This window comes from Nocardia sp. NPDC002869, assembly GCF_046764065.1.
Lineage (GTDB): Bacteria > Actinomycetota > Actinomycetes > Mycobacteriales > Mycobacteriaceae > Nocardia > Nocardia rhamnosiphila.
On sequence record NZ_JBKOOL010000184.1, the window covers coordinates 1 to 10,669 of the forward strand.

Consider the following 10,669-nt stretch of genomic DNA (forward strand, 5'->3'; position numbering starts at 1 on the left):
CAGCGGTCGGCCCCGGCGGCCCACCGCTCAGGGCGGTGCGAAGGGACGCCGGGTGGGAGAGGTGCGCGAGGGGGACTTGAATCCCTCAGCGCGGCGGATTTACCGATTCGGTGTGTTCGATCCCATCGAGCGGTAGACGATATTGATCGAGAGGATCAAGCGCTGGTTTGCTTGCCCGCGGTGACCAGTGCTGTGGTGGTCGTCTGTGGTTCGCCCTCGGGCCCGGCACGGTGGAAGTAGCGTGACGCTTGCAGGTTCGTGCCCTCGGCGGGCACATCGAAGAGGGGAACGGCGGTGACCTGGGGTATTCGCGCGGTCTTTTGAGGATCGAAGCCAACTACCGACTGTAGGCCGGCTGATTCTGTCGCCGCACCGCCACCGGATAGCGGGATCTTGTCCGGGTGTAGGTCAGGCGGAACACATGGCGATTGTTCTTCGCCGCTTGTGTCTTGGCGGTGCTACTTGCTGGGGCAGTGACCCGGCTCGGGTCACGTCGAGTACGGCGCGCATCCGGTTGAACAGCAGCATGTCGCCGAGCGTGTACGGCGCGTCCCGTGCTCGGCCGGCCACAGTGGCCATCGACGTGGAACCAACCGCAGCAAGCGTCCCGCCGATCAAGTCGTGGATTTCGACGCTAGGGACCGAGCGGGACCGCGGGGAGGGGGCAAACCCGCCGGTGGGCGTGCGGAAAACCGCATCGGGGGACTGCGGCGGGACCCACCGGACCGGGCGGGCGGCACCACTGTGCGCGCGCCGCCCGATTCCTAGCTTCGAAATATGGCTTTGCAATGGAATCCACTGTCACGGTCGGCCACACCGGCGATACCATCCGGCTGCGCATCCGCGACGACGGCCGTGGCGGCGCCGACCCGACCGGGCACGGACTGTCCGGTATCGCGGCCAGGATCCACGCGCTCGACGGACGTGACGCCTCGCCGATCGGCCGCCGCGCTGGTGCTGCGCATCGACCACCCAATCGACGGGTGGCCGCCACTGTCGCGGGTATGTTCCCGGTCTCCGTGGCCGTCGCGGGCGCCCCCGCCGAGACCTGGCCGGGAAAAATTCGATTCCGCGATATTCCACCGGAGGGAGTCGACATCACGGTACGGACGCCCGGAGCGACCCGGATCCGGGTCACCGCGATCGAGGAAACCCACGATCTCGCCGTCGCCCCCGGCTTCCGGCCACGCCCCGGCGGCATCGTGGCCTCGACCCGAGAGGACGGCGATTCGATAGCGGTAACGCGGACCTACGAACTCTGACCGCGCTGTTCGAAGCGGGCACGATGCCTGCCTGTAAGGCGTGCGCCCCCGACCGATGATCTCGCGAGGTGCCCTATCCGCCCCGTGACCGGCCCAGCCCATGATCAGTTGGTTCTGTGCCGGCAGGTCCGGGTGTTCGGTTTGGGCGGCGGGCGCCGGCCGCATGCTGATGGGCGCGCATGATCGTCGAGTCCACACTGGGTAGCAGCGGCACCAGCCGAGCCCACTGGGCATCGGTCAGGTCCGCACGCCCGTCACCGCTACGCTGATCACGAGGTTTCCAGTGATTCAGGTTCTTCTTCGTCGCTGTACCTTTACCAGAGACCTCGCTGGCATCGGGTCTTCGACACATCTACGCAGACAATGCTTCTCACCACACGAGTTGGGGATCGCCGCACAGCGGTGATCCCCAACCATCTACCACTTCGAGATGCTGCCCAGTCGGGCGGTCAGTCGGTGAGGATTCGCTGCACTCCCTCCCGATAGTTGCTGACCTGGAAGTCGGGAAAGCGGGCCGCGAACTTCGAGCTGTCGAAGATGTTGTCGTCGCGGTAACGGTCGAGCAGCTCGTACATCTCGTCGAGCGGCTCGACGAAGCGGCGCCCGAGGCGGAAAGCGAGCATCGGCAGCACCGTGTAGCCGATCTTGCGGCCGGTGACCTCGCCGGCGATCTCGATGAGCTGGGCGTAGGACTGCCGGTTCGGGTCGACCGGGAGTGCCACGTCTGGCCGTAGGCATCCGGGGTGTTGCCGAGCGGGGCCAGCGCCCGGCTCGCGTCGGGGTCCAGTTCAGGGAGCGCTCGCGCCCACTCGGGCGTCAGGCTCAGGTGGCCTGCGCGCCCTCGCTCGTGTCCGGGTCGGTCGGCCTCGTGACCGACCCGGTCAAGAGGAGATGTGCCAGTATTCGGCGTATCGGCCGGCGCGGCGCAGTAGTTGCGCATGGCTGCCTTCCTCCACGATTCTGCCGCGGGCGTCCAGGAAGACGATGTGATCGGCGCGTTGGACGGTCTGTAGCCGATGCGCCACCGTCACCACGGTCCGGTCCGTCATCAAACGTTCGAGTCCGGTTTGTACTGCTTCCTCGTTGACCGGGTCCAAGGCGGAGGTCACCTCGTCGAGTAGCACGATGGGTGCGTCTTTCAGCAGTGCTCGCGCGATCGAGACTCGTTGGCGTTCACCGCCCGACAGCAGAGTGCCGCCCTCACCGACGTTGGTTGCCCAGCCTGCGGGCAGCCGCTCGATCACCTCATCCAACCGTGCCGTGGCGGCGGCGGCCCGCACTTCGCGGTCGGAGGCGCTGGGGCGGCCGAGCCGTACGTTCTCCTCGATCGTGGCGTCGAAGAGGTAGACGTCCTGGAAGACGATCGCGATCTGCGCCATCAGGACCTCGGAGTCGATCGCGCGTACATCGACACCGCCCACGCGCACCGTGCCCGCGTCGACGTCGTAGAAACGTGCCAGCAGTTGCAGCATGGTGCTCTTGCCCGCGCCGGACGGCCCGACCACGGCGAGGGTCTGTCCTTCCGGTACGGACAGCGACACTTCGTCCAGCACCGTCCGGTCACCATGGCGGAAAGTGACGGATTCGAACGCGAGGTCGTGCCGTGTCGGCGCGATCGGTTCCGCCGGTTCGGGCAGTGTGTCGGTCTGCAACAGTGCGTCCAGCCTGGTCAGCTCGGAACGGGCGCCGCGCAGTGAGCCACCGAGCTCGGTCAGCGACAGCAGCGGGTCGGCGCAACGGGCGGCAAGCACCAGAACTGTCAGCAACTCCACCGTGCCGATGTCGCCGCCGAGCGCGAGGTGGATTCCCAGCACCGTTATCAGCGTGAATGCCGATTGCACCGCGAACGCCGAACCGACGGTGCCGGGCACCACCGAGGCGACGGTACGGCGAGTGGCCTGCCGGACTCCGACCAGTGCGTCATCGAGCAACCCGAAGCGTTCAGTGCTCCGGCCGCCGGCGCGAAGAACCGGTTGCGCCTGGAGGTACTCGATGACGCGGTCCGTTGCCTGCTGGTCGCGGGCGGTGCGCTCGGCGTCGGTGGCGCCGAGCGCGCGCGCTGTCCAGACCTGGATCGCCACGATCACCGGGACGGCGGCCAGCGCGGCGAGCCCGAGTTGCCAGTTGACCGCCAGTATTACCAGGATGATCGTCAGCGGAGTGACGCAGGCAGTGATGAACGGTGCCAGCAGATGCGCGATCACCCCCATCACCTGCAGGACACCGTTGCCGGCCAGCACGGATATTTCGCCGACGCGGCTCTTGTCGTACCAGCCGATGGGCAGCCTGCCCAGATGATCGCCGAGGCGGTGGAACAGGCCGTGCAGCAGGGTGGTTCCAGCGCGGAAGCCCGAGAGATCGCTGAGATAGCGCAGCACGGCGTACCCGGTGATCGCCGCACCGAAGGCGAGGAGCAAAGGCCACACCTCGTCGGGCGTGGGCCCGAACAGTGCGCCCAGCACGGGAATCAGCAGTCCGTAGGACAGGCCCTCGACGATCGCGGTGATCGTCAACAGCATCACGGTGCGGCGCACCGGCGCGGCGTATTGCCGTCCCAGCACACGCAGCAATATCGGAATCATCGGGGGACCGCCGATCGGTGAGAGTTCCAGAAGGAGGCAAACTTCCCGGCTCTGGCCAGCAGTTCGGCCGGGGCGCCGTGCTCGACGATGGATCCGTTTTCCAGCATGACTATCGTGTCGGCGTCGGCGATCGTCTCGAGGCGGTGGGCGATGACCAGGATCGTCCGATCGCCCTGCAGCGTTGTCAGAGCCCGGCGTATCGCCTGCTCGGTCCGGGGGTCTGCGTACGCGGTCGCTTCGTCGAGTACCAGCACAGGGGTGTCGGCGAGCAGTGCGCGGGCGATCGAGATCCGTTGTGCCTCACCACCGGAGAACCGGACGTCCTGGCCGATCACGGTGTCGTAGCCATGCGGAAGCTCCATGATCCGGTCGTGGATATCGGCCAGTTCGGCGGCGCGAATCACATCGTCGAGCTCGGCATGCGGGACGGCGAGCGCGATGTTGTCGGCGACGGAGGCGCGCAGCAGTCGCACGTCCTGGAAGACGAAGGAGACCATGCGATACAACGTGCGGCTGTCGAGTTCGCGGAGATCGACACCGCCGAGCATGACCGAACCGTGGGTCGGGTCGAAGAATCTGGGCAGCAGCTGGACCAGCGTCGACTTGCCGCTTCCCGACGGCCCGACGATCGCGGTGAGCGTGCCGGGCTCGAGGTCGAGGTCGATCCCACGCAGAACCTCTCGAGCGTCGTCGTAGGAGAATCTGACCGCGCGCAACTCCACCCGCCGGCCGTGCGGTGCGATCGGACGGACAGGTTCGGGAAGAGGCGGTACCGCGAGCACGTCTTTGATCCGCCCGAACGCGCGTCGGGCTGCCTGGACGTCATCGAAGCGGTGGCCGAGGAGCGCCGACACCGGGGCGGTCAAGCCCAATCCGAGCAGTAGGAAGGGCAGCAGGTCGGCCGCGACCATCCCACCGGTGGTGATCAGGGCCGCACCGCCGGTCAGCACGACCAACAGCACGAAAGGAGGGGCGAGCGCGAGTTGCATCCCGGCGGCGATCACCGACATACCGCGTACGAATCGGTCGAAGACGCCGACGAAATCGTCGGCTGTGGCGATGAACTTGCGGTGGGCGCGCCCGGACGCGCCGAATGCCTTGACCACCGCGATGCCCCGGACGAATTCGACGACCGAACCGGCGATCCGCCCCATCGCCGCATCGAGCTCCTGCTCCGTGCGCAGCCGCTGCGGAGTCGTCATCAAAGGGATCAGCCCCACCGCGAGCAGCACCGGGATCAGCGTGATCAGTGTCAGGCGCCAATCGACGCTGAACAGATAGATCAGCGACACCAGCGGCACGACGAAAGCCGAGATCAGTTCGCCGGGGGAATGAGCGATGAACGGATGCACGGCGCTGACGTCATCGCCGACCACCCTGGCCAGTTCACCGCTTCGGCGGGTGGAGAACCAGCCGTTCGGCACCCGCCCGAGCCGTGCGGCCAGTTGCCGGCGCAACATCAGCTGCACGTCGGTGTCGAGGAAATGACCGACCGCGGACGACGCGGCAGTGAACACCAGCCGGACGAACATGCCGGCCGCTCCTGCGAGCACGACGAACCACACATGATCGTGTTCGATGGGCCCGGGCGACAGCAGCACCCGGCCCAGCTCGACGATCGCGAGCATCGGCGCCAAACCCGCGACAGCGCCGACGACCTGCAGGGCGGCAACGGCAACGAAAACTCCGGCATACGGGCGCAGGAGGCGTCCCGTACTCAGCTGTCGGTCTGTCGCCTCACCGTGGCGGGCCGCCGGCGTCGACCGACCCTCTGCCACAGCAACATCGGGCGCGTTCATTGCTTTCCCAGCGAGGCATCTGTGGCGGCGCCACCCATGGCTGTCTCATATAACGCCGACAGTGCGGCGTCGATGGGATGCGGCTGCGGTGCGCCGGTCTCGTCGAGCCTGCTCCACCGTTGCAAATTCACCGCGACGGACAGCTGTCGTCCGCCGTCCTCGCGGATCATGGAGATCGCGCCGGCGCCCCAGGTAGAGCCGTCGTGGCCCCAGAAGACGCCGCGGCCGGGTGCATCCCACCGGTGCAGGCCGAGGCCGTACTCGACGACCTTTCCCTCGAAGGAGATCACCGGGACGGTGCGTTGCATCTGCGCCAGCGACGACGGGTCGATGATGTCACCGGCGAGCAGCAGGCCGAAAAAGCGGTTGAGATCGGCGACGGTCGAGATCAGCGATGCCGACGGCCTGGTCCACGACATATCGAAGACGCTGTAGTCACGTGGCGGGTCGATCATGCCGAACCATGCCTCGTACATCTGTGAATGCGGTCCGTCGATGTGCGCTCCGGTCGGAAGTTCGGTGTCGCGCAGCCCGGCGCGCTCGATCACGTTGGCGGTGATGTACTTCTCCGCCGCGATCCCGGTGACCTCCGCCAGGAGCTCGCCCAGCAGCAGGTAGTTCGTATTGGAATACACGCCGGGTGTCCCGCCCGGTGTGCCGACGGCGGGTGCGGTGACTCCCAGCTCGATCAGATCGGTGGGGTCGAAACGCCGCAGCCTGTTGTCGTCCAGGCTTTCGGGGCCGGTGTCGGCCAACGAGGGGAACGCCCGCAATGAGTCGTAGGCGTGAAAGAGGTATTCGGCGAGGCCGCTGGTGTGGTTGAGCAGCATCCGGACCGTGATCGCCGCGCCACGTTCCCCTGGGACCAGATGCGGCAAGTAGTGACCGATCGGTGTGTCCAGCTCGATCCGGCCGTTTTCGACCTGCTGCAGTACCGCGGCGGCGGTGAACGTCTTGGTGATGCTGCCGACGCGGTGTCGCATATCAGCCGTGATGGGTCGGCTGGTGGCGAGATCGGCGACCCCCGCGGCGCCGCGCCAGAGTCCGTCGCCGTCACGTACCTCGGCGAACACGCCCGGCATACCCGCACGGTGGAGTTTTTCGAGCGCGGCAGTCAGTTCTGCGGAATCCAGTGAATTCGTCATTGTTCGTCTCCTTTTCGATCGATGGGCGGCGGAGCGGCCGCCGACAGCCATGACTTGGTCCCCATTATGCACGCAGTGCGTGCAACAGCAAGTGCATAGGTTAGACTGGGCCCTGGACGAGAGGAGCGCAATGACAGGCCGAAGGCGTTGGTCGACCGAGGAAATACTGGACACGGCGTCGGAGTTGCTGCGTACGAGCGACGCCGAATCGTTCAGCGTGCGCAAACTCGCCGCAGCGCTCGGGACCGATTCCTCCAGCCTCTACCGGCACTTCCGCAACAAGACCGAACTGCTGCGCGCGGTCGCCGACCGGATCTTGCTCGCCGCCATGGACGGCTACCGCCCCGAGGGCGACTGGAAACAACGCATCACCGCGACGGCCCTGCGCCTGCGAGAGGCTTTCGGTCAGCACCCCCAGCTCGCCGCGATCTGGGGGCGCTACGCGTCGGGCGGATCCGGTTCCCGGCTGGTCATGGAAGAAATACTGCGGGCCCTGCGAGACTCCGGCCTACCCGACCAGGAGATCCCGACGCGCTACCACCGGCTCGCGATCCTCGTCGCCGCGTTGATCGCCTCCGAGGCCGGGGTCGGCGCCCTCACTTCCGACGAGTACGACCAGGGCATGGAGCTGTTCCGCGTTGCGGTACTGGGCGCCGACCCCGAACGCTTCCCTGTCCTGGCCCACTTCGCCCGCGACGTCCGCCCTCTGGGTGCAGATCGCCGGGTCGCTTTCGAAGAGATCCTCTCCGCCCAACTCGCCCACATCGAGGCCGCAATTCCATGACAGGTCCTCTCGGCCGAATGATGTCTATGCCGGCCTGTCATTTCCGGGGCGATGATCAGCAACGACTTGGTCTGACGGATTGCAGCTACTCGCGCCTTGATCGCGCTGCGGCGGACCGTGAGCAGCACTCGGATCTGCTCGACAATTCCGTCACCTGATTTGGCGACGGTAAGCCGTCGGGGCAGGCCAGGACCTGTTCTGCGGCCGCGTAGGCGTCGAGCGGGTCGGATTTTCCCTGGCGGCGCTGTGGCCGCCGTGGCCGGATGACTTCCCGGAATTCGATGGCTTCTGTCGTCAGGAACCGGGCGAGTCCGGCACCATAGGAGCTGGTGCCCTCGACACCGATCATCTGCACCACCCCGAAGGTGGCGACGAAGTCGACGAGCGCTCGATATCCGGCCGGACTCGCGGGAATTTCGATGTCTCCCAGTCTCGTTCCGGTCAACGAACACACCCCGACATGATGAGTGCTCGCGTGTGTGTCGACACCGGCGACGACCGCGCGACCCTCGAGGCCGGCCGTGACTGCCGACGTGGTTGTTGTCATGATGGGCCCGTGCCCTTCTGCGCTGGGGCATGTCGGCCAAGGGCCGGGCAGACAAGACGTTGATGGGGCTGACCAGGCTCATATGAAGTCATGCTCGTCTCTGGCCGACATGCATCGGACGGACGTCCTCGCCGCCGGCGCGTGGACGGATCGGATTCAGGACAAGCCGGAGCCGTCGGTCACCTGCAGGGTCACACACGCCGAACGACGAGGACCCTTCCATCATCGACGTCACCTGATCGTGCAGCAGCCCCAAGGTGACCCCGCGACTACCGGTAGCCAGCTCCAGCAGCCGAGTGAACGATACGAAAACCGTCGCTGGGCTGAGACAAACGAGCACTCCGAATGCCGCGCGCAGACGAGACCTGCGGTGTACAGCCCAATTTCGAGATCGCCGTAGCTGCCAAGCACCGCCGACCACGACAGCCACTCCCGCGGTCGACGTAGAGGACGTCGGGTATCACCCTCGAGGGCTTCAGCGTTCATCGCCCCACCCAACCTCTCACTCCAGACCCGCAGCAGAATCCCCACGATCGATGCCACCTAACACTAGGAAAACACCGCCACTTGACACTGCTGGTCACACACCTGGGCGTTCGTCCGCCGGGGCCCGTTTCGGCTCGACTGTGCATAAAACGATGGCGGTCTCAAAGGTCAGTGCAAGTGTTCCCGGTCCCAGACGCTACCGATTTCGGCAGTCGCCGTCCTGCGGTTCCGGGCCCGGCAGGAGATGGGCGAGCAGAAGTTTGATCAACAGCACTGGCGCGAACCAGATCAGGAATGCAGGCACCGTGAACACGCCCGAGATGACCACGACACCGAAGACTGCACCGACGAACGCTACCGGCGTGCGTATTTCGCGCGGCGACAACGCGACTGCGACAGCCGCCAGAAATACGATGGCGTAGATCGCCGCTGCGGTCCACCACCCGAATCCGGGCACGATCAGTGCAAGGATGAAGGGCTGGACATGAGCGGCCACGAAGCCGAGGTGGTGACGTGAACTCCGCACCGGCCGGTGGTACCACCGTTTCGCCGAGTCGGTCGCGTTCACTACGGCACCGCCGAACAGATCGAAACCCACCAGCGCGATCACACCCACCACCAACAGCGTCCCGCCCGCGTGCCAGGCCACCGCACCAGCCGTCATCGCCCCCAGGGCCGCAGCCGTATAGCCGAGGACGATCTCCGCTCTCGTCGCCGCCGGAGCGATCAACCGGTCTGTGATCGTCATCGCCGGATGCCCTCCACACAGACCTGCACAATGGGTTCGGCCAGGTCGACGAGCCGTACCCGGTCGTCGGCCAGCCACTGCACCAGGCAGCCCTCGATCGCTCCCACGATCACGGCCGCGTGGCCCTCGCCGATACCCGTCCTCAGCCGTCCTTCGTTCCCGGCTTCGCGCAACAGGTCCGCGATCGCCGTGCGGTACTTCTCGTACACGGCTCCCATATCCATCGGCGTACGTGCCGACCACACGTCGAGCAGCACCCGCGCGTGATCCGGGTGCGCCGCCAGCACGGCCACCGTCGCTCGGATCAGTGTTGCGAGCCGATCCAGCGCCGGCCCGGTCCGCGGCACCTCGAGCTCCCGGTCCACCCGAACGTGATAGTGGTCGAATGCTGCCGTCAGCAGCTCTTCTCTGCTGCGGACCGCGAGGTAGACGCTGCCTTTGGCTACCCCGGCTTCGGCGGCGACATCTTCGATCCGCGAAGCGGCGAAACCTTTCCTGGCGAAGACCCGTACCGCTGCCTCGACTATCTCGGCGCGGCGGTCATCCGGGTTTACTCTCTTTGGCACGCGATCATCATGACTGACCGGTCAGTCATGAGTCAAATGAATGTGTTTCCGGCGATCCCCGGATACCGGCATCCTCGCAGTGGCCACTCCGCCGCTGGTTACATCGGCAGATTGTGGTGACGTCGATAGGTCGATCCCGGCTCGCGATGCGGCTCAGCGAGGGCGGTAGCAGGCGTAGATCAGTCCGCTGTCGAAGGAACGCTCCTCGACGAGGTCGAGATCGAGGCGGATGCCGTCGGGAAAGAATCGCTTGCCGGCGCCGACCACGCTCGTGGTGGTGAAGAGGTGGTACTCGTCGACGAGTCCGGCCGCGATCGCCTGGGCCGCCAGAGTCGGTCCGTCGACGGAGAGGTCGTGCCCGGCCTCGGCCTTGAGCCGGCGTATCGCGTCCGGGTCGAAAGTTCGCTCGATCCGTGTCTTTGCACTCGACACCGATTCCAGCGTCGTGGAGTAGACGATCTTCTCCGCGGCCCGCCAGTCGTTCGCGTATTGCAGTATGTGCGGCGGTACGTCGGGCTCGTTCCGCACCGTCTCCCAGAACACCATCGTCTCGTACATCCGCCGGCCGTAGAGGAACGTGCCCACGTGGCGGAAGACGTCGCCGATGAAGGTGTGCACCTCCTTGTCCTCGGCGCCCCTGCCGAGATCCCCCTCCGCCGCCTCGGCGTAACCGTCGAGCGAGGTGATCATCGAATAGATGAGCTTGGCCATGGTCGGCTCCTTCGGGCTAGTGGTGAGTCGATCGACTCA

Annotated in this window: 10 protein-coding genes and 1 pseudogene; 2 read left to right on the forward strand and 9 right to left on the reverse strand. The window is 66.2% G+C overall.

What is annotated here, in order from left to right:
• Positions 1-788 precede the first annotated feature (788 nt).
• Complete coding sequence (locus ACLML9_RS24840) at positions 789-1,262, forward strand: hypothetical protein (protein ID WP_411947784.1); 474 nt, start codon at positions 789-791, stop codon at positions 1,260-1,262.
• A 76-nt stretch (positions 1,263-1,338) separates the two neighbouring features.
• Here ACLML9_RS24840 and ACLML9_RS24845 read toward each other — a convergent pair.
• From ACLML9_RS24845 to ACLML9_RS24865, 5 genes and pseudogenes are all read right to left on the reverse strand, one after another.
• Positions 1,339-1,503 (reverse strand): annotated as a pseudogene (locus tag ACLML9_RS24845) (IS5/IS1182 family transposase); the annotation flags it as partial.
• A 208-nt stretch (positions 1,504-1,711) separates the two neighbouring features.
• Positions 1,712-1,984, reverse strand: a complete 273-nt coding sequence (locus tag ACLML9_RS24850) for a hypothetical protein (RefSeq protein ID WP_411947785.1) — start codon at positions 1,982-1,984, stop codon at positions 1,712-1,714.
• A gap of 159 nt (positions 1,985-2,143) precedes the next feature.
• A complete protein-coding gene (locus ACLML9_RS24855; RefSeq protein ID WP_411947786.1) occupies positions 2,144-3,823 on the reverse strand; it encodes an ABC transporter ATP-binding protein in 1,680 nt (559 codons plus the stop codon).
• A 17-nt stretch (positions 3,824-3,840) separates the two neighbouring features.
• Positions 3,841-5,622 (reverse strand): ABC transporter ATP-binding protein, encoded by a 1,782-nt coding sequence (locus tag ACLML9_RS24860; protein WP_411947787.1) that lies wholly within the window; start codon positions 5,620-5,622, stop codon positions 3,841-3,843.
• Between the two features lie 17 nt (positions 5,623-5,639).
• Positions 5,640-6,788 (reverse strand): serine hydrolase domain-containing protein, encoded by a 1,149-nt coding sequence (locus tag ACLML9_RS24865; RefSeq protein ID WP_411947788.1) that lies wholly within the window; start codon positions 6,786-6,788, stop codon positions 5,640-5,642.
• Between the two features lie 130 nt (positions 6,789-6,918).
• Here ACLML9_RS24865 and ACLML9_RS24870 point away from each other — a divergent pair, with 130 nt between their 5' ends.
• A complete protein-coding gene (locus ACLML9_RS24870) occupies positions 6,919-7,572 on the forward strand; it encodes a TetR/AcrR family transcriptional regulator (protein WP_411947789.1) in 654 nt (217 codons plus the stop codon).
• Between the two features lie 85 nt (positions 7,573-7,657).
• On the opposite strand, the gene ACLML9_RS24875 is transcribed toward ACLML9_RS24870, so the two are convergent.
• The 4 genes from ACLML9_RS24875 to ACLML9_RS24890 all read right to left on the reverse strand — a co-directional run bounded on the left by ACLML9_RS24875 (position 7,658) and on the right by ACLML9_RS24890 (position 10,630).
• On the reverse strand, positions 7,658-8,017 hold the full coding sequence (locus ACLML9_RS24875) for an IS110 family transposase (protein ID WP_411947790.1): 360 nt from the start codon (positions 8,015-8,017) through the stop codon (positions 7,658-7,660).
• 784 nt (positions 8,018-8,801) lie between these two features.
• Positions 8,802-9,335: a hypothetical protein gene (locus ACLML9_RS24880; RefSeq protein WP_411947791.1), complete on the reverse strand. Its 534-nt coding sequence runs from the start codon at positions 9,333-9,335 to the stop codon at positions 8,802-8,804.
• A 14-nt stretch (positions 9,336-9,349) separates the two neighbouring features.
• Positions 9,350-9,919, reverse strand: a complete 570-nt coding sequence (locus tag ACLML9_RS24885) for a TetR/AcrR family transcriptional regulator (RefSeq protein ID WP_411947792.1) — start codon at positions 9,917-9,919, stop codon at positions 9,350-9,352.
• A gap of 153 nt (positions 9,920-10,072) precedes the next feature.
• Positions 10,073-10,630, reverse strand: a complete 558-nt coding sequence (locus ACLML9_RS24890; RefSeq protein ID WP_411947793.1) for a dihydrofolate reductase family protein — start codon at positions 10,628-10,630, stop codon at positions 10,073-10,075.
• Positions 10,631-10,669: the final 39 nt, after the last annotated feature.

Coding starts and splice junctions, on each gene's coding strand:
- ACLML9_RS24840 (WP_411947784.1), top strand. CDS start 789: ATGGAATCCACTGTCACGGTCGGCCACACCGGCGATACCATCCGGCTG.
- ACLML9_RS24865 (WP_411947788.1), bottom strand. CDS start 6,788: ATGACGAATTCACTGGATTCCGCAGAACTGACTGCCGCGCTCGAAAAA.
- ACLML9_RS24870 (WP_411947789.1), top strand. CDS start 6,919: ATGACAGGCCGAAGGCGTTGGTCGACCGAGGAAATACTGGACACGGCG.
- ACLML9_RS24890 (WP_411947793.1), bottom strand. CDS start 10,630: ATGGCCAAGCTCATCTATTCGATGATCACCTCGCTCGACGGTTACGCC.